Here is a 17,230-nt window from a genome sequence, read left to right on the forward strand (position 1 = left end):
CATGCAGCGTTGCGCATTGATGATGGTGCTGCGGGGTCTCAGGCGCGCTTCGGCAGTTTCCAGTTCGGCCGGATAAAGTGGCAGGTGTAGCCGTTGGGTATACGCTCCAGGTAATCCTGGTGCTCCGGTTCCGCTTCCCAGAACGGTCCCGCCGGTTCAATTTCGGTAACCACGCGGCCAGGCCACAGTTCAGAGGCGTCGACGTCGGCGGCGGTGTCTTCGGCGACGTCGCGTTGCTGGTCGCTGAGGTAATAGATCGCCGATCGATAGCTGGGGCCGCGGTCGTTACCCTGACGGTTGGGCGTGCTGGGGTCATGAATCTGGAAGAAGAACTCGAGGATCTGCCGGTAGCTGATGACGGCAGGATCGAAAACGATTTCGATGGCTTCAGCGTGGTTTCCGTGGTTGCGATAAGTAGCGTTTGGCACATCGCCACCGGTATAGCCGACCCGCGTGTGCAGCACGCCGGGGTAACGCCGCAGCAGGTCCTGCATGCCCCAGAAGCAGCCGCCGGCGAGGATGGCGGTTTCGGTTTGGCTGGTCATGGTCTGTCCTTCCCCTCGGGTGATGTTGGATACAGCTGTTGTTATGAGGGCGCGCTGCGTGATTCCAAGGAGGGGGTGTCATCTTCCTCGAATTTTCTATCTCATCAGCTTTGTCCAGTCGTTGCGTTATGCCCATCAATGCGGCGACCTGCGGATCCTTCAGCGCCGGGGGCATTAACCGCTTTGATGCTGGCTAGTCGTTCCCGGATCGGGTGCCTTCAGGTCCAGCCCGGGACGCTGTTCTACTCTTCAAACCGATTACCGCTGGCGCGCAACTGGCGCATTGCGCTGGCCAGGTGAGCGCGGGCACTTTCAGCATCGCCCATACGCATCTGCTCGTAAGTCCGTTGGGCGATGGCGTGGGGGACCGGTTTGAGGGGCTGACCGCTGTGCATTGCCAGCAGTTGCACCTGGGCCGCGCGTTCGAGGTAGTAAAGATCGTCCCAGGCTTCGGCGATGCTGGGGCCAGTGACCATTACGCCGTGATTTTTCAGGATCAGAATATCGGCGTCTCCCAGAACCCGGGCGATGCGATCACCTTCGGAATCGTCCAGGGCCAGGCCGTTGTAGTGTTCGTCGACTGCCGTGCGGCCATAGAACTTCAGCGCAGTCTGACCGAGCCACAGCAGAGGCGGCCCTTGCAGCAGGCAAAGCGCGGTGGCATAGGGCATGTGGGTGTGGAACGCCGCTTTGAGCCGGGGGTGTTGCAGATGCAGGCGGGCATGGATATAGAACGCCGTGGCCTCGGGCACGCCATCACCGTCAATGACATTGCCCGCCAGGTCGCAGACCAGCAGTCGTGAGGCGGTGATTTCCGAGAATGCATAGCCATAGGGATTGACGAAAAACAGTTGCTCATGACCCGGCACCATTGCGGAAAAGTGGTTGCAGATGCCTTCCTCCAGGCCATTCTGCGCCGCGAGCTGAAAGCACGCCGCCAGTTCCTGGCGCGCCTGGATAACCGCTGGTGAATCCAGGTCGATGCGCGTCGCGTGGGCAAGTGTGGGACGGTGGGGCAGGATATGGGCCATGGGTCTTTTACCTGACAAAAGAGGATAGCAGCGAGGGGATTTGATCGAGTGTCTGGACTGTCGCATCGGGCTGATAATCCGGCAGCAGTTGGCGACCGGTGCCACGGTCGACCCAGACACAGCGAAAACCCATGTCCCGCGCCACCGGATGATCCAGCTGCGGGCTGGCACAAATGTGCAGGACTTGATCAAGGGTTACCCCAAGTTCCCGATGAGCGTAGTCAAACAGGCGGCGGTCCGGCTTATAGGCACCTGCCTGCTGGGCGGTGATGACACGATCTATATGGCCGCCAAGCTGGGCGACATTGCCCGCGATAATGTCATCGTCGGTGTTGGAAACGATGCACAGCTTGTAACCGGCGGCCTTCAAGCGGGCCAGCGTCGCCACGACTTCAGGAAACGGTGGCATGCGGGATATGCCTGAGGTCAGATATTCGCGGTCCGGGGCGCTGCACGAAAGCCCCAGGTCATCGAAGGCCATGCCCAGGCTCAACCCGCTCAGCTCGCGAAAGGACCTGAAAGGTGGAGTCTGCTCCAGAGCGTGTTCATGACGATCATAGAGACGGATCAACTGTTTGGGGGCGACTTCGCCAACCTGTTTGTCACGCAGGATGTTCCTTACCGCAGCAATAAGACCTTCATCCCACTGGATTAACGTTCCGTAGCAATCGAAGGTGAGCCATTCGGGGCGAGGCGTAACGGTCAGAGGCATGACGACATTCCTGTAATGAGCAAGTGAGCCCAGCATAGAAAACCTGTTTCATATTTTGAAATTAAATTACTATCCATTTGATAGTTGAATTACAAATGAGTCAGTAAAGCCATGCTGGATCTTGAACTGCTGAAAACCCTTGTCTGTGTGATCGATGAAGGCAGCTTCACGCGCGCCGCCGAGCGGGTGCACAGAACTCAATCGACGGTCAGCCAGCAGGTTCGCAAGCTTGAGGAAGTGCTGGGCCAGCCATTGCTGCTGCGAGATCGTGCGGGCAGCCAGTTGAGCCTTACCGAACACGGTGCGGTGCTGCTGCCTTATGCACGGCGTCTGTTGGCATTGGCTTCGGAGGCTGAGGAAGCGCTGCTCAGTGAAGTCAGCCTGGAGTCGCTGCGATTGGGCGTGCCGGAGGATTTCGATGCGTTGCGAATGACGTCGATGCTCGCCGGTTTTAACCATGTTCGCCCGGGCGTACGACTGGAGACCATCAGCGGAATGAGCATCGACCTGCGTCATAAGTTGGCCATTGGCGACATCGACATCGCCTTGGTCAAACGTGAACCCGGAGCAGGTCCGAGCCTGGCCAGTTGGCCTGAAGGGCTGGTGTGGGTGAAGGGCAAAGGCGTGGAGTTGGGGCAAGAGGCGGTTCCCTTGGCGCTGTTCCCGCAGGGGTGCATTTATCGCCAGCGTGCCATTCGGGCTCTGGACTCTATCCAGCGGCGCTGGCGATTGGCTTTTGGCAGCCACAGCCTGACTGGCATTCAGGCTGCGGTAGCGGGTGGTTTGGGGATTTCCGTTTTGCCTGCCTCAGCCGTGTTGCCGCAACATGTCATCTGTCGGGACATGCCGGCGGTGCCACCCTCCGAGATGGCGTTGCTTAGCACGGGTGCAACCCTCAATGCCGCCCAAGTGGCATTGGTCGGCTACCTGCGCGAGGCGCTGGGCTAACAGGACTCAATGCACCTGGGATTCTGGTCAGACGTGAGTGCGGTTCATTGATCGATGATAGCCGCTGATCCAAGCACTTGAAGTTGTGCGGATTCAGATGAGGCCGTCGTGAGGGTAAACAACATCTTTCGCGTCGCGTTCGGAACTGACCACTCGTAAGCAACAGTCTGAATCTGCCCGTTTGTGGTGGATTTCGCTTGCTCGTTCTTCACTTGTTTTACGGTAAGCGGAGCGGGTGCGTTCGAGACCATAGCGGTGAACAACCTTGTTGCGGTTTCGGTATTGGCCTTTCGGACATGCACGGAGCAAAAATTCTTGCCGCTAGGAAGGGCAAGCACAAACGTCCCGTATTTATCCGGAACAGGCCACGCGTCACCTTGATTACCCGCCAGGAACAGCGCTGCCTTGTCAGGGGGAAGCTTAGGCATAGGCTTCAGCTTTTCCCGAAGACCCTCAAGATTTTGAAGGTTTTGCAGGCAAAGCGAGGCGTAAATTTTGGCAAACGCATTGGCTTGATCGTCACCTTCACTGGCAAGGCAATCGTTCAACGCCAAGGAGAAAATGAGTAACGCGGGGAAAAATCTGGGCATGCAACCGCTCCGTGGTCTTGAGAGATCAAGCTAAGCATGTTCTCCAAAAGTCGCCATCCAGTGTTAAATTTTTGTAGACCCGTAGGCATCAGGGGTCGATTCGGGGTCATCCAGGTTGTCGATATGCCTGAAGCGTTCCACCAGGAAGTCAATAAGGCTGCGTACCCGCGCGGACAGATGCAGTTGCTGGGGATAGACCGCGTAGACGTCCGCGCGGGTAGGCGTCTGGTCTTCAAGCACCAGGCGCAAACGGCCACTGCGTACGTACCGGGCAATGTCCCATTCAGCCCTGAGCAAAATGCCATAGCCTTCCAGCGCCCAGTTCAGGGCCACTTCACCATCGTTGCAGCCCAGCGCGCCACGGACTTTGATGTTCTGCGTGCGACTGCCGCTGGTGAAACTCCAAACGCCATAGGGCGTTTCGTTTTGCCTGAGGAAAATGCAGTTGTGTTGCTGCAGGTCTGCCAGGCGCTTGGGCACACCGTGCTTATCCAGATAGAGCGGGGAGGCGCACAGCAAACGTCGGTTGGAGGCAATCTTGCGCGCATGAAAAGCCGCGTCCGGCAATGTACCGAAGCGAATGCCCAGGTCGAAGCCATGGGTTGCGAGGTCCAGCGGGTGATCACTGATTTCCAGCTGGATTTCCACCTCCGGGTAGCGCGAAAAGAACGCGGCCAGCGCGGGGCCGATGTAGCGGCGACCGAAGCCGAGTGACGCATTGACCCGAATCAACCCTTTGGGCGTTGCGCGGCTGCTGCTTACCAGCTGCTCGACCTCATCGATCTGGGTCAGGATCCGCGCAGCATGGGAAAAGTACAGCTCGCCTTCTGCCGTCAGACTCATCGACCGGGTTGTGCGATTTACCAGACGAATGCCAAGGCGCGCCTCCAGCGCTGTCAGGCGTTTGCTCACGGCGGGTGGTGTCACGCCAAGCTCGCGAGCGGTCGCCGCCAGGCTGCCCTGATTGGCCAGCAGGTAGAAAAAAGACAAATCCAGCGTCTGGCTCATTCGTAACTCAAAGTTATGGATGTAGTGATTTTGAGTAACTCACACCGTTATGGGCAATACATATACTCCGCTCACACCCCGATTGGACAGCCCTGTTCGACGGACAAAATAAAAACTGAGCGGGAAGGTACTGACGATGAGCGCATACAAAATTGCAGCGGTTCCAGGTGACGGTATTGGCGTAGAGGTAATCGCTGCCGGTGTGGAAGTACTCAAGGCCCTTTCGAAAAAATCCGGCTTTGATCTCGCGTTCAAAGACTTCGACTGGAATTCCGATAACTACCTGAAAAACGGCTACTACATTCCTGAAGGTGGCCTGGAAGAACTCAAGACATTCGACGCCATCTTCTTCGGCGCGGTCGGTGCCTTGAACGTCCCTGATCATATTTCCCTCTGGGGCCTGCGGCTGCCGATTTGCCAGGGTTTTGATCAGTACGCCAACGTGCGGCCCGCCCGAGTGCTACCGGGTGTGAAAAGCCCGCTGCACAATGGCGACCAGATCGATTGGGTAGTGGTGCGTGAAAACTCCGAAGGTGAATACTCCGGCAATGGCGGTCGCGTCCACCGCGGCCTGCCGGAAGAGGTCGCGACCGAGGTGTCGATCTTCACCCGCACAGGGGTTGAGCGTATTCATCGCTTTGCATTTGAATTGGCCCGCAGCCGGCCGCGTAAACATCTGACCATGGTCACCAAATCCAACGCGCAGCGTCATGGCATGGTGCTGTGGGACGAGATTTTCTACGAGGTCGCCAAGGACTTTCCGGACGTGAAAATCGACAAGGAACTGGTCGATGCCGTGACCACGCGCATGGTGCTCAAGCCATCGACCCTGGACGTGATCGTCGCCACGAATCTGCACGCCGACATATTGTCCGACCTTGCGGCCGCGTTGTCGGGCAGCCTGGGCATCGCACCCACCGCCAACCTAAACCCGTCACGCCAATTCCCGTCGATGTTCGAGCCGATTCACGGCTCAGCCTTCGACATCACCGGCAAAGGCGTCGCCAACCCCATTGCGACGTTCTGGACCGCTGCCATGATGCTTGAGCACCTTGGTGAGCCCGCCGCGGCCAAGCATTTGATGTCGGCTATCGAAGCGGTGACTGAAAGCGGTTTGCACACGCCCGATCTTGGCGGCACTGCGACCACGCGTGAGATTACCGACGCGGTCATCGCGCTGATCAACCGCTGAGGCGAGCGCGACTGCATCTAGTTCTGCTGATTCAAACACTGCTGCGGCACTACGCCTGGGGGACGATCAACGATCCGGCCCCTGGGCATTTCCTGACAACAATAAAAAATCAGGGCCCCGTCATGAAAAGAATTTTTGCAAAGCTCTACGTACAGGTTTTGCTGGCCGTCATCCTCGGCGCCATTATCGGCGTGTTGGTGCCGGAGACCGGCACCGCACTCAAGCCGTTGGGCGACGCCTTCATCAAACTGATCAAAATGCTTCTGGCGCCGGTGATTTTCCTCACCGTGGTCACCGGCATCGCCAAGATGGAAAGCATGAAAGAGTTGGGGCGTGTCGGCTTTCGCGCGCTGATATATTTCGAAGTGGTGTCGACGCTGGCGTTAGTGGTCGGGCTGGTGGTCGTGAACGTGTTCAAGCCAGGTGTTGGCATGAACGTCGACATCGCAAGTCTCGATACCTCCAGCCTTGCGACTTACACCACCGCAGCCAAGCACGCATCGTTCATGGACTTCATCATGAACATCATTCCCGACACCATTGTGGACGCCTTCGCTAAGGGCAACGTGCTGCAAATCCTGCTGTTTTCGATCTTGCTTGGCGTTGCGCTGGCCCAGGTCGGGCCGCGGGGAAAAGTCTTTGTCGACACGCTGGACAGTCTCATGCAGGGCATGTTCAGGATCGTCAACATGGTGATGCGCCTGGCCCCGATTGGTGCCTTTGGTGCGATTGCGTTCACCATCGGCAAGTATGGTTTTGGCTCACTGTTCTCCCTCGGCAAACTGATGGCCTGCGTCTACCTCACCTGCGCGGTGTTCGTGGTTTTCGTCCTGGGGCCAATCTGCCGTTACAGCGGTTTCAGCTTGTGGAAATTCTTGCGCTTCATCAAGGAAGAACTGTTTACGGTGCTGGGCACCAGTTCGTCCGAATCGGTGCTGCCGCAGATGATCTCGAAGATGGAAAAAGCCGGTGTCTCCAAGCCGGTTGCCGGGATGATTATTCCCTCCGGTTTGACCTTCAATCCGGACGGCCAAGCCATCTACTACACCATCGCCGCGATTTTCATTGCCCAGGCAACCAATACACCCTTGACCCTCACGGATCAATTGATCGTGCTGGCCGTGCTGATGTTCACCTCAAAAGGCTCGGCGGGCGTGACGGGGTCGGGTTTCATCATTCTCGCTGCCACGCTGGCGTCTTTGGGGACGATCCCCGTGGCCGGGATGGTGTTACTGCTGGGTGTGGACCGATTCATGTCGGAAGCCCGCGCCATCACCAACACCATCGGTAACGGCGTCGGTACGATGGCTATTGCCAAATGGGTAGGTGCCCTGGATAAAGACAAGATGAACCGCGCGCTGAACGGTGAGCCTGAACCTGCCGAAGGCACTGTAGCTGTCCCTGACACTGCCGGGGCATCCTATGCCGCAACCACAGAAATAGTGGGGCCGGTGTCCGGTTTGAAGGTTTCGGCCAGCCGCGCTTGAAAAAGCCATCACAATTGGCCGTAGGCGTTATCTTGAGCTGACGGCCTTTTCGTGCGGGCTAAACACCGTGCGAACCAGCGGATCGAGTGTCCCGCGCGTCCTTGCGCGGAGGCAACCTAGAAGCTGTATCTGGCGGTCAACATCAGGTTACGGGGGTTGCCATAGCTGTCGCCGCCATAGCTTACGGAGTTGGCGATGGCCGAGTAGTACTTGCGGTCGAAGATGTTGTTGGCATTGAGCTGCAGGTCCACGTGCTGATTGACCCGATAGCCGGCCATCAGGTCGGTGATGGCGTACGCGCCCTGTTCCAGACGATGACTGCTGCCGTCGGCCAGGTCGATGTCGTTGTACAAGCGGCTCTGCCAGTTGATATTGCCACCAACGCGCAGGTCTTTCAGCGGACCCTGGAAGCGGTAGGTGCTGGACAGCTTGAACATGTGCTCCGGTATGTCGGTGTCGAAGCGCTGGTTCACTTTCTCGGGGTTGGCGTCATCCTTGGTGGTGTGCGCGCGAGCGTAGGTGTAGCCACCGCCAATCTGCCAGTTCTCGGTCAGCGCGCCTTGTAGCTCGATGTCGACGCCCTGGCTGCGGATCTCGCCTGAGGCCTCATAGCAGCTTTCTTGCGGGCAGTTCGGTACGAACACCTGCACCGCGCGGTTTTCCTGGTCGACGCGGAACACCGCCAGACTTGCATTCAGCGCACCGTCGAAGTATTCGCCCTTGATGCCGATTTCATAGTTCTTGCCCACGATTGGCTTGACTGGGGTAGCGGAGGTGTTCTTCGCCGTCTGCGGGGTAAAGATGTCGCTATAGCTGACGTATACCGAATGATGATCGTCCAGCTCGTAGATCAAACCGGCGTAGCGGGTGACGTTGCGGGTGACCTTGTAGTCGCCGTCACCATCGCGGTTATCGTAGTCATACCAGTCCAGGCGCCCGCCGAGGATCAGTTTCAGTGGGTCGGCCAGGCTCAAGCGGGTCGTCATGTACACCCCATCCTGGGTGGTGACTTCGCGGCTGCTTCCGGAGTGGACGAAGTCGGGCTTGCCGGCATTCAGCGGCCAGTTGAGGTCATATGGGCTGTAGTCGTGTGAGGTCATGTCGTAGATGCGCTTGCTGGCACCCACCACCAGTTCGTGGGTCCGCCCCAAGGCTTCGAACGGCCCACTGACAAAGGCGTCCAGACCCGCCTGATTTTCATCGTGGGCTGACTGGTAGACGGTCCGGGCCAGCGCGTTATTGACCCAGCGTGACTGGTAGGAACCAGAGAACAGCGCATTCTGTTCGGAATAATTGGCGTTGACCTGCAGCTTCCAGTCGTTGGCCAGGCGCTGGCGGATCTCGGCGAATACCGTATTGATTTCCTGGTCCTTGTTTTCCCAGTCGGTACCGGGGTTGTACGAACGCGGCAGGTCCAGGTGATGACCATCGAGGCCGATCATCGAGGCCCCCCAGAAGTAGTTGGTCTTGTCCTTCTGGTGAGAGAAGCCCAGGGTCAGGGAAGTGTCTTCGCTCAGATCTGCTTCGGTGACGGCGTAGAACAGGCCGTGGTCCTCATTCACGCCATCAATGAAACTGTTTGCGTCGCGGTAGGATGTCACCACCCGGCCGCGCAACGTGCCGCTGTCGTTGAGCGGGCTGGAGGCATCGAGCTCGCCGCGATAATCGTCCCAGCTACCAGCGGCGCCGGTGAGGGTGACCTTCTGTTCGGCCAGCGGCCGCTTGCGTACCAGGTTGATGGCCGCTGAAGGGTTACCTGCACCCGTCACCAGCCCAGTGGCGCCGCGCACGATCTCGACCCGGTCGAACATCGCCAGGTTGGGCTGAGCGCCGACCGTCACGCCGTTGTAGCCGCTGGGGATGCCGTCGTACATGAGGTTGTCAATGTTGAAACCTCGCGCCGAGTAGGCCTGCCGGCCGGGGCCGTTGGAAAAGTCGAGGTACAATCCAGGCGTGGCCCGGACCACATCGTTGATGCTGGTCATGGCCTGGTCGTCCATGCGCTGACGGGTGATCACAGTGACGGCCTGGGGTGTTTCCCGCAGGGTCAGCGGCAGCTTGGTCGCCGTGGACATTGCACCCGTGGTGTAGGAATCGGTGCCTTCGGTGGTGCTGCCCAGTTGGGTATTGGTGATCGCGGTCGCGCCCAGTTCGACGGTAGTCGCCGTGGATTTCTCCTGCGCCTCGCTACTGTCATCGGCCAGGGCCGGCGTCAGTGTTGCCATACAGACGGCCATGGCCAAGAGATTGCGGGACGGACTGAAACAGCGCTGCGAGATAAGGCGCGACATAAAAGCTTCCTGACTCATTAACGAAGAGATTTAATGCTTGTGATAATCATTCGTATTATTGTGTCAGGAATTGTTACAGCGACAAAGCGCTTAATGAACAAAAATTTAATCAGGTAGAGAGGTGCAGGGCGGCCATCCCTCGCAGGGTTTGTATCCCCACGTATCCCTCCTGGCGTCAGCCAACTGCGCATACAAAACTCCGATCAGCCTGACATGTACCAGATACACCATTGCCCCGAAATGGTTAAACCGCACGAGCGGAACCATATTCGGCACTTTCCAGTGCCCTGATCGGAGAAATTCAATGGCTCGTTTTAACACCCGCAAAACTGTCGGCATGATGGGTGCTGCCTTGGTCGCCGCCGTGTCCCTCTCTGCATTTGCGGGGATGGCGCATGCTCAAGAGGTGAAGGCTAGCGCCGAAGTTGCACACGCAACGTCAGCAGCGAAAAGCTGGCAGACAGGGCTTCATCGCACGGATCTGGTGAAGCGTGATCTGGGTGTTGCCGACCGCGAGGTTATCCAGGTTCGTGTCGACTTCGAACCGGGTGTTGCAGCGCCCAAGCATTCTCACCCAGGCGTGGAAGTGGCTTACGTCATCAGCGGCACCTTTGAGTATCAACTCGAAGGGCAACCGGCTGTGACGCTGAAATCGGGGGACTCCTTGTACATTCCGGAAGGTACGGCGCACATCGCGACGAACATTGGCAAGACTACCGGCTCGGAACTGGCGACCTACATCGTCAAGAAAGGCGAACCGCTGGTTAACCTGCAGAAATAGGCCGCACCCGCTGGCGCCGAGTTTGGTTGGTTTTGTTGCTCTGCAGTGCCATCTTCATACGGATGTACCCGTTGCAAGCCATCGGCCAAGGGTTCTGGCTGAACCCCCTTCAAACCTTGCCTGCATTTGAGCGCGATCACGTATCTGGTCTGTGTCCAGGAGCAGGTCTGATTCCAGCCCATGTATCGGGAGCCTGTTCAGACACACTGTGATACACAGCCGATCATTGGATTCACTTTGGTTGGTTCCCTCGACGCAATCACCACCGCTCCCATGAACATTGCCTTGAGCGCGCCAGCCTTAGTCAGCACTCTGTAAAGCGCCCCGGATCAGCGAAGCGAAAGCGTCTGTCACCTCATCCATGCCATGCCGCCCCCGTACCAACGCGCCCGAAAGCGCTTCTCCCGCGCCGACCAGACCGGTACAGCGTCGCTCCAGTTCGGCCGCCGACAAGGCAGTGTGAGGTTTAAGCACGGTCACGAACATCTGCACGCAGTTATCCAGTAACTCCTGAAAAACTGCCGCCTTCTCGGTACTGCCTGCCAGGGCCGCGCCTACCGCATAGAATTCGTCGGTGCTGTCTGCCGCGCACTGAATGTAGGCGCTGGCCAGGACCAAGGCAGTCTCCTCCACACTCCGTGTGGTCCTGGACATTGCGTCACGGAAAGCGTTGACGCGCTCGGTATCAATCCATTTGTAGAGCTCGATCAACAGGCCCGATCGAGTGCCGAAATGATCGTAGACCACCGGTTTGGACACGCCTGCGCGGACGGCCAAATGGCCCAGGGTCAAGCGGTCCGCGTCCTCCTCGCGCACGATCAGTAATGCGGTATCCAGCAACTGACGCCGCCGATCGGCTTTCGAAAGCCGGCGCGTAGATGAATGAGTGGCGGGGTTCTCAATGTCTTCTTGCACGTTATCGGTTCCAGAATAATAAAACCTACCAATGGTAGGTTGCGAGGCGCGAGGCTCGTGCTAGTGTGCCTACCAATAGTAGGTTGTAGCCGGAAAAACCAAGGAGAACACACAATGTCACTAAATCCTATCCTGTTAATGGGCGGTTCTGGCGCCATTGGCCAGCACACTGCCCGGGCGTTGCGCGCAGCCCATCCCGACGTCCCACTGCTGATCGGCGGCCGCGACCTTGCCAAGGCTCAGCGGGCCGCAGAGCAAATGGGTGGAGCGCAGGGCGTGGTGATCGATCCCGCCGCAGACGACCTGGGCCTTGGCGATCGCCAGGTCAGCGGCGTCGTGGTCTTTTACATGGACCACGCCCTTGCCGGACTGCGTTACGCGCAAAAGCGCGGTGTACCGCACCTCAGCATCTCTTCTGGCGTTTTCGAGATCGCGCCGGAAATCGCGACCTACATGCACACCCCTGACGCGGCGCCCATCGTCCTCGGTTACGAATGGATGGTAGGCGCGACGACCGTGTCGACGCTGAAGGTTGCCAGGGCATTCGGTCGGGTAAACAACATCAGCATCAACGCGCTGGTCGACGAGCAAGACACCGGAGGCCCGACTGTAGCCACTGATTTCGAGCACCTGAACAAAATGCTGCCCGCTGCGCTGACACGGCGCGCTGGTATGTACGTCTGGCGCGAAGGCGAGGATTCCAAGGTCAGCTTCCGCGCGGTGGACGGTACGGAAATCGAAGCCTCGGGCTTCTCGTCCATCGACGTCGTTGGTCTGGCGGCCGCGACGGGGGCGCCCAATGTCCAGTTCAACATGGCCATCGGGGTGAGCTCGACTCGCCGCCAGGGTAGGCCGATGTCGACCGAGATCATCATCGAACTCGCGGGCGAAGACCTGAGGGGTGAACCGCTGCGCACACGTCATGCCGTTGTCCACCCCGCGGGCGCTGCACCGCTGACCGGCCTCAGCGTGGCAATGATCCTGGAGCGACTGCTCGGGCTGGACGGTCAACCGCCAACCCCGCCAGGCCTCTACTTTCCTTATCAACTGTTGGACGCCGCCGCGTATCTGAAGCGCCTGGAGCAAGAGGGTGGTGAGTTGCGCGAGTTGCAGGTGCAATGATGCTGCGAGGAATACGGCAATTGTACTCGCGGCGGTTGACCAATCAGGAGGCTGGCGCTGAAAGGACTCAGGCGTCCAAAGCCTCCTGTCGCAAAGCCTGTTTCAGTTGCCGAACAACGAAGGCTTCGACGGCGCCTTCACTGGCGCCCGGCTCAAAAGCAGCGCAACAAGCCGATGCGTCGCCGTCGCAGGCACGGTATACGGCAATGACACTGCCCGGCCCGCAGCCTGTGTGTCCGCATAGGGACAAGCCGCCGTCAATCAAACCTTGCATCACACCAAGGCCATATCCAGGGGTAATCCATGGGCGTCCGGGAATCGGGCCACCCAATGTTCGTGCTGTCTGCATTTCCTGGAGCAAACCCGTGGGGAGAAGGTCTGCGCAGAGCAGTCGATCCAGGAATAGCGCGGCTTGTGAAACCGGACCGATCAGCAAGCCGTGATAGACCCAGGCGGGATCATAAGTCGATGTATTTCCCAGGAGGGTCTGTTGTAAGTCTGCTCGCGTCTTGGCGAAGCAAACGCTCGACAGGCCCAAAGGCGTCAGCGCACGTTGAGTGACCGCCTCTTCAAGCGTCAGATCAGTCAACCTTTCAATAAGCCTCCCAATGAGCAAGTAGCCCACATTGGAGTAGCGCCAACGGGTTCCGGGGCTGTATCGAAGCCGAGCACCATCAAGGCGTTGCATCATTTCACTTTCCGACCAGGCTGACTCATTGTCAGCAACGGCGGCGTGATACTCCGCCAGTTCGCCATAATCGCCGAGACCTGCCTCATGCCGCAGGAGCTGGCGCAACGTGAAAGGATGACCAGAAATCGGGCCGTCCAATCCGATACGCCCATCACGCACCAGTGACAGGGCGGTCACGGCCAGGACTGTCTTGGTAAAGCTCCACCATGGCACCATCGGTTCTGATCGGTCAGTCGTGAGTGACTGACCATTTGATACGAGTGAACTTAGCATTGAATTCCCTGGAGTGTTGAACGGATCGACAGCTCGGCAAGATATCCCATTTACTCTTTTCCGAGAGAGTGCAAAGTCACGTTGAGGCGTTTGTACAATCCTGAACAACTGCTATTGGCTGATTCTGTTGAAAAAGTCGGTTTTTTCAGACGGCCTGCTTACCGGTCCTGGGAACCGCGTTTATGGTCGTTACTCTCTCAAACCATTTGCTTGGGTGTCGAGAGGCCGCTTCTGGCCGGGAGCTTTCGGCAACAGCTGGAGGTGAATAGCCTCCACACCCATCGCCAGCGGTTTCAGAAGCGTGACCCCTAACGTTCTTCTTCAAGAATTTTGTTGATCAACTCGTCGGTGATTCGCTCCATATCAGCCGGATTTGCCGCAGTTTGCGTGCTTCGATACAGCGTTTCATCAGACACCTCTGCGTATGACAGTTGTATCCCTCCGGTATACCATGTGTATTTCTCCTTCTGCGAGACGTCCATGAGCAGTGCCTCCACCGACCATCAGCTGTCGTCTGTTGTGTCCCGGATCCGTCCCTCCGCCACAGCGGCGATTGCCGATGCTGCGCGGCGCATGGCCGCCGAGGGGCGCGCAGTCATCAGCCTCAGCACCGGGGAGCTGGATTTCGACACCCGCCGCCATCGATGCCATGCGTCAGGGCCAAACCCGGTACACCAGCGTCTCGGGGACCGTGGCCTCAAGCAGGCAATCATTGGTAAATTCCAGCGCGACAACCGGCTGACCTACACCAGCGATCAGGTGATCGCTTCTACCGGCGCCAAGCAGATCATTTTCAACGCATTACTGGCCACACTTGAGCCCAGTGATGAGGTGGTGTTCGTTGCCCCGTACTGGGTGTCGTACCCGGAAATGGTCTTGCTGACCGGCGCCAGGCCCGTGGTCGTAACGCCTGAGCCGGGTCACGCTTTCAAGCTCACTGCGCACTCTCTCGCTGCCGCGTTGACGCCCCATACCCGTTGGCTGCTGCTCAATTCCCCAGGCAACCCGTCGGGCGCGTTATACAGCGCCGAGGAATTACAGGCGCTGGGCGAGGTGCTGCGCGGTTATCCACGCGTGTTGATTCTGTCCGATGATATCTACGAGCCGATTGTGTTCGAAGGCCACTTCGCATCGTTCGCCCAGGCTGTGCCTGACCTTCATGACCGCACGCTGACCGTGAACGGCGTCTCGAAAAGCCACGCCATGACCGGTTGGCGCCTGGGTTATGCGGGCGGACCCGCTTGGTTGATCAAGGGCATCGAACTGCTGCAGTCGCAAAGCACCACGAATCCCTCATCGATCAGCCAGGCGGGAGCCGTCGCGGCATTGAACGGGCCGCAGGACTTCATCGCGCAGTGGTGCGAGCGGCTGCGCGGGCGTCGCGATCATGCGTTGGCGGTGTTTGCCGGTGCCCGGCCGTTGTTGAACGTCGCGTGTCCCCCCGCCGCGTTTTATTTGTATGTCGAATGCGGCGGGTTGATCGGCAAAACCGCCCCGGCAGGCAACGTCATCGCAACCGATGTCGACCTGTGCCGTTACCTGCTCGAAGTTGGCGGCGTGGCGGTGGTGCCTGGCACCGTGTTTGGTCTGGCGCCTTATTTTCGCGTTTCCTACAGCGTCAGTGATATAGATCTGGCTACCGCCTGCGAGTTGATCGTCGCCGCCTGCCGGGCGCTGGTGTGACGGTGGGGGCTTCACGCAAGGCGGCAATTACGACGGCGCCGCCGGGTAGTGGCCGGACTTGCCGTGCTGAGCGGCTGGAGCAAGAGCGGCTATCGGCCTAGAGTGTGTAAAAAACGCGTAGCGATGTTCAAAGATGTTTTAGAGAGAAGAGGAGTGACTCATGCGAATCGCCTGCCTACATACAGCTGAAAGCAACGTGGCGGTCTTCGACTCGGCTGCGAAGGCGCTGGGTATTGGGCTAAATATTTTGCAGCATGAGGTTCGTGCTGATCTCCTGGCAGCGGCCGAGCGTTCAGGCGGACTGACTGCGGGTATATCGAATGCAACGCAGCAAGCGCTTCTTTCACTCGCTCACCATGCTGACGCAGTTGTACTCACGTGTTCGACCTTAGGCCCTTCTATCGAAGGCCTTGCAAAGAACGCTTCACCCACAATTATGAGAGCGGATGAAGCTCTGGCCTGCGCTGCGGTTCATGCGGGTACTGTGGGTCGTAAAATCGTGGTTTTGTGTGCCGTCGAGACCACTGTCGATCCCACATCTCGTCTTTTCATGCACGCTGCGGAGAGATCCAAAGCGTTGGTTGAGATACGACTTGTTTCCGGGGCTTGGGCACTATTTAAATCCGGTGACTTCAGAGGGTATCTAGCAGCTGTTGCTGAGGCGGTGGACCGTGCATACCTCGACGGCGCGTCAGTGGTCGCCTTGGGACAAGCTTCAATGAGTGGAGCGGCATCGCTCGTGACGACTGGTCCTTCCCCGCTCACCAGCGCAACGGAAGGCTTAAAGGCAGCAGTGGAAGCCGCATCGAGTCACGTAAAACTAAATAGACGAGGGTAGTGTCTGCTTGAGGTTCAGGGGCTATGATTTCTGAGAAATTCATCGCAAGGGAAACCCATGAAACGGTTTATCCAGGGTGAACACCAAGGTCAAAGCACCTTGCTTCCCGAGAGCCTCGACGACTACGTCAGCGATACCAATCCGGTGCGCATGGTCGATGTTGGTTGCCATCGACGGCAGTAAATTCAAGGCCGTCAACAACCGCGACCGCAATTTCACCAGCGCCAAACTGAAGCGGCGAATGGAAGGGGAATAGTCGGCTACAACGTACAGACGGCGGTCGACACCCAACACCATTTGATCGTTGCTCATGAGGTCACCAACGTCCGCTCCCACCGCGACCAACTCAGCTCGATGGCGAAGCAGGCGCGGGAAGCCATCGGCTCAGAAACCCTGTCGGTAGTGGCTGATCGGGGCTACTTCAAAGGTGAAGAAATCCTGGCCTGTTACGACGCAAACATCACCGCCTATTTGCCAAAGCCGATGACCTCCGGCGCCAAGGCAGATGGGCGGTTCAACAAAGATGCCTTCGTACATGACGTGACGAAAAATGAATACATCTGCCCGGCGGGAGAGGCCCTGATCTGGCGCTTCTCCAGCGTTGAGAAAGGCATGAAGTTGCACTGTTACTGGAGTTCAAATTGCCAGAACTGCACGCTACAAACTCAGTGCACGCCGAGCAAGCCACGGCGAGCTCGGCGCTGGGAGCATGAAGCCGTATTGGAGGAAATGCAGAACAGGCTGAGCAATGCGCCGGAGATGATGCGGATCCGAAAACGGACTGTTGAGTATCCCTTCGGGACGCTCAAGCAATGGATGGGGGCGACGTACTTTCTGACCCAAAGCTTAACGGGGTAAGCGCCGAGATGAGCTTGAATGTGCTTGCCTACAACCTGAAACGAGTCATGAAAATCATCGGCACCACTGGCTTGATGAAAGCGTCAACGGGGTAAAAACCGGTCTTTTTTTGCCCCATCCAAAGGGCTTTAAGAGGTTGCTGAGCGGTTTTAACTGTTCCTGGAAACGTCACGGACTTGATCAGTTTGCGAAACGTAAGCACGGTCTCCTAGCATCGATGTGAGAAACTCAATCTGACGTTTTTACACACTCTGGGCCGGAGCAT

Annotated in this window: 16 protein-coding genes and 1 pseudogene; 8 read left to right on the top strand and 9 right to left on the bottom strand. The window is 58.1% G+C overall.

Features of this window, described 5'->3' with window-relative positions:
- Window positions 1-38 precede the first annotated feature (38 nt).
- The 3 genes from msrA to AFK24_RS05810 form a co-directional block, all read right to left on the bottom strand.
- On the bottom strand, window positions 39-545 hold the full coding sequence (gene msrA, locus AFK24_RS05800) for a peptide-methionine (S)-S-oxide reductase MsrA (RefSeq protein ID WP_065832326.1): 507 nt from the start codon (window positions 543-545) through the stop codon (window positions 39-41).
- Between the two features lie 242 nt (window positions 546-787).
- The gene (locus AFK24_RS05805; protein WP_065832327.1) at window positions 788-1,576 is read right to left on the bottom strand and encodes an aldolase; all 789 of its coding nucleotides are present in this window, start codon (window positions 1,574-1,576) and stop codon (window positions 788-790) included.
- Between the two features lie 7 nt (window positions 1,577-1,583).
- Window positions 1,584-2,288: a haloacid dehalogenase type II gene (locus tag AFK24_RS05810; RefSeq protein WP_065832328.1), complete on the bottom strand. Its 705-nt coding sequence runs from the start codon at window positions 2,286-2,288 to the stop codon at window positions 1,584-1,586.
- 111 nt (window positions 2,289-2,399) lie between these two features.
- Between AFK24_RS05810 and AFK24_RS05815 the strand changes: the two genes are divergently transcribed.
- A complete protein-coding gene (locus AFK24_RS05815; protein ID WP_065832329.1) occupies window positions 2,400-3,236 on the top strand; it encodes a LysR family transcriptional regulator in 837 nt (278 codons plus the stop codon).
- 44 nt (window positions 3,237-3,280) lie between these two features.
- Here the strand turns inward: AFK24_RS05815 and AFK24_RS05820 are convergent, their stop codons facing one another.
- Complete coding sequence (locus AFK24_RS05820; RefSeq protein ID WP_065832330.1) at window positions 3,281-3,826, bottom strand: NMCC_0638 family (lipo)protein; 546 nt, start codon at window positions 3,824-3,826, stop codon at window positions 3,281-3,283.
- Between the two features lie 63 nt (window positions 3,827-3,889).
- Complete coding sequence (locus AFK24_RS05825) at window positions 3,890-4,834, bottom strand: LysR family transcriptional regulator (RefSeq protein ID WP_065832331.1); 945 nt, start codon at window positions 4,832-4,834, stop codon at window positions 3,890-3,892.
- Between the two features lie 136 nt (window positions 4,835-4,970).
- Between AFK24_RS05825 and AFK24_RS05830 the strand changes: the two genes are divergently transcribed.
- Complete coding sequence (locus tag AFK24_RS05830) at window positions 4,971-6,026, top strand: tartrate dehydrogenase (RefSeq protein WP_065832332.1); 1,056 nt, start codon at window positions 4,971-4,973, stop codon at window positions 6,024-6,026.
- Between the two features lie 122 nt (window positions 6,027-6,148).
- The gene (locus AFK24_RS05835; protein WP_065832333.1) at window positions 6,149-7,513 is read left to right on the top strand and encodes a dicarboxylate/amino acid:cation symporter; all 1,365 of its coding nucleotides are present in this window, start codon (window positions 6,149-6,151) and stop codon (window positions 7,511-7,513) included.
- A 116-nt stretch (window positions 7,514-7,629) separates the two neighbouring features.
- Here the strand turns inward: AFK24_RS05835 and AFK24_RS05840 are convergent, their stop codons facing one another.
- Complete coding sequence (locus AFK24_RS05840; protein WP_065832334.1) at window positions 7,630-9,804, bottom strand: TonB-dependent siderophore receptor; 2,175 nt, start codon at window positions 9,802-9,804, stop codon at window positions 7,630-7,632.
- Between the two features lie 304 nt (window positions 9,805-10,108).
- Here AFK24_RS05840 and AFK24_RS05845 point away from each other — a divergent pair, with 304 nt between their 5' ends.
- Window positions 10,109-10,585 carry a cupin domain-containing protein gene (locus tag AFK24_RS05845; protein ID WP_065832335.1) on the top strand — a complete coding sequence of 159 codons (477 nt, stop codon included), beginning with the start codon at window positions 10,109-10,111 and terminating at the stop codon, window positions 10,583-10,585.
- A 300-nt stretch (window positions 10,586-10,885) separates the two neighbouring features.
- On the opposite strand, the gene AFK24_RS05850 is transcribed toward AFK24_RS05845, so the two are convergent.
- The gene (locus tag AFK24_RS05850; RefSeq protein ID WP_170826292.1) at window positions 10,886-11,500 is read right to left on the bottom strand and encodes a TetR/AcrR family transcriptional regulator; all 615 of its coding nucleotides are present in this window, start codon (window positions 11,498-11,500) and stop codon (window positions 10,886-10,888) included.
- A gap of 114 nt (window positions 11,501-11,614) precedes the next feature.
- Here AFK24_RS05850 and AFK24_RS05855 point away from each other — a divergent pair, with 114 nt between their 5' ends.
- Window positions 11,615-12,622 (top strand): NAD(P)-dependent oxidoreductase, encoded by a 1,008-nt coding sequence (locus tag AFK24_RS05855; RefSeq protein ID WP_065832336.1) that lies wholly within the window; start codon window positions 11,615-11,617, stop codon window positions 12,620-12,622.
- Window positions 12,623-12,689: 67 nt separating this feature from the next.
- On the opposite strand, the gene AFK24_RS05860 is transcribed toward AFK24_RS05855, so the two are convergent.
- Together AFK24_RS05860 and AFK24_RS31135 are read right to left on the bottom strand one after the other, a co-directional pair.
- Window positions 12,690-13,586 carry a serine hydrolase domain-containing protein gene (locus tag AFK24_RS05860; RefSeq protein WP_065832337.1) on the bottom strand — a complete coding sequence of 299 codons (897 nt, stop codon included), beginning with the start codon at window positions 13,584-13,586 and terminating at the stop codon, window positions 12,690-12,692.
- A 308-nt stretch (window positions 13,587-13,894) separates the two neighbouring features.
- Window positions 13,895-14,068, bottom strand: a complete 174-nt coding sequence (locus AFK24_RS31135) for a hypothetical protein (protein ID WP_170826293.1) — start codon at window positions 14,066-14,068, stop codon at window positions 13,895-13,897.
- Between AFK24_RS31135 and AFK24_RS05865 the strand changes: the two genes are divergently transcribed.
- From AFK24_RS05865 to AFK24_RS05875, 3 genes and pseudogenes are all read left to right on the top strand, one after another.
- Window positions 14,067-15,269 carry a pyridoxal phosphate-dependent aminotransferase gene (locus AFK24_RS05865; RefSeq protein WP_065832338.1) on the top strand — a complete coding sequence of 401 codons (1,203 nt, stop codon included), beginning with the start codon at window positions 14,067-14,069 and terminating at the stop codon, window positions 15,267-15,269. The genes AFK24_RS31135 and AFK24_RS05865 overlap by 2 nt on opposite strands.
- 160 nt (window positions 15,270-15,429) lie before the next feature.
- The gene (locus AFK24_RS05870; RefSeq protein WP_065832339.1) at window positions 15,430-16,107 is read left to right on the top strand and encodes an aspartate/glutamate racemase family protein; all 678 of its coding nucleotides are present in this window, start codon (window positions 15,430-15,432) and stop codon (window positions 16,105-16,107) included.
- Between the two features lie 57 nt (window positions 16,108-16,164).
- A pseudogene (locus AFK24_RS05875) lies at window positions 16,165-17,060 on the top strand (transposase).
- Window positions 17,061-17,230 lie beyond the last annotated feature (170 nt).

Source organism: Pseudomonas syringae (assembly GCF_001698815.1).
In the GTDB taxonomy this organism is placed as follows: Bacteria; Pseudomonadota; Gammaproteobacteria; order Pseudomonadales; family Pseudomonadaceae; genus Aquipseudomonas; species Aquipseudomonas syringae_A.

Bases quoted from the DNA above. Each gene is read 5' to 3' on its own strand.
- AFK24_RS05830 (WP_065832332.1), top strand. From the start codon at position 4,971: ATGAGCGCATACAAAATTGCAGCGGTTCCAGGTGACGGTATTGGCGTA.
- AFK24_RS05860 (WP_065832337.1), bottom strand. From the start codon at position 13,586: ATGCTAAGTTCACTCGTATCAAATGGTCAGTCACTCACGACTGACCGA.
- AFK24_RS05835 (WP_065832333.1), top strand. From the start codon at position 6,149: ATGAAAAGAATTTTTGCAAAGCTCTACGTACAGGTTTTGCTGGCCGTC.
- AFK24_RS05805 (WP_065832327.1), bottom strand. From the start codon at position 1,576: ATGGCCCATATCCTGCCCCACCGTCCCACACTTGCCCACGCGACGCGC.
- AFK24_RS05845 (WP_065832335.1), top strand. From the start codon at position 10,109: ATGGCTCGTTTTAACACCCGCAAAACTGTCGGCATGATGGGTGCTGCC.
- AFK24_RS05820 (WP_065832330.1), bottom strand. From the start codon at position 3,826: ATGCCCAGATTTTTCCCCGCGTTACTCATTTTCTCCTTGGCGTTGAAC.
- AFK24_RS05815 (WP_065832329.1), top strand. From the start codon at position 2,400: ATGCTGGATCTTGAACTGCTGAAAACCCTTGTCTGTGTGATCGATGAA.
- AFK24_RS05825 (WP_065832331.1), bottom strand. From the start codon at position 4,834: ATGAGCCAGACGCTGGATTTGTCTTTTTTCTACCTGCTGGCCAATCAG.
- AFK24_RS05855 (WP_065832336.1), top strand. From the start codon at position 11,615: ATGTCACTAAATCCTATCCTGTTAATGGGCGGTTCTGGCGCCATTGGC.
- AFK24_RS05810 (WP_065832328.1), bottom strand. From the start codon at position 2,288: ATGCCTCTGACCGTTACGCCTCGCCCCGAATGGCTCACCTTCGATTGC.
- AFK24_RS05870 (WP_065832339.1), top strand. From the start codon at position 15,430: ATGCGAATCGCCTGCCTACATACAGCTGAAAGCAACGTGGCGGTCTTC.
- msrA (WP_065832326.1), bottom strand. From the start codon at position 545: ATGACCAGCCAAACCGAAACCGCCATCCTCGCCGGCGGCTGCTTCTGG.
- AFK24_RS05865 (WP_065832338.1), top strand. From the start codon at position 14,067: ATGAGCAGTGCCTCCACCGACCATCAGCTGTCGTCTGTTGTGTCCCGG.
- AFK24_RS31135 (WP_170826293.1), bottom strand. From the start codon at position 14,068: ATGGACGTCTCGCAGAAGGAGAAATACACATGGTATACCGGAGGGATA.
- AFK24_RS05840 (WP_065832334.1), bottom strand. From the start codon at position 9,804: ATGTCGCGCCTTATCTCGCAGCGCTGTTTCAGTCCGTCCCGCAATCTC.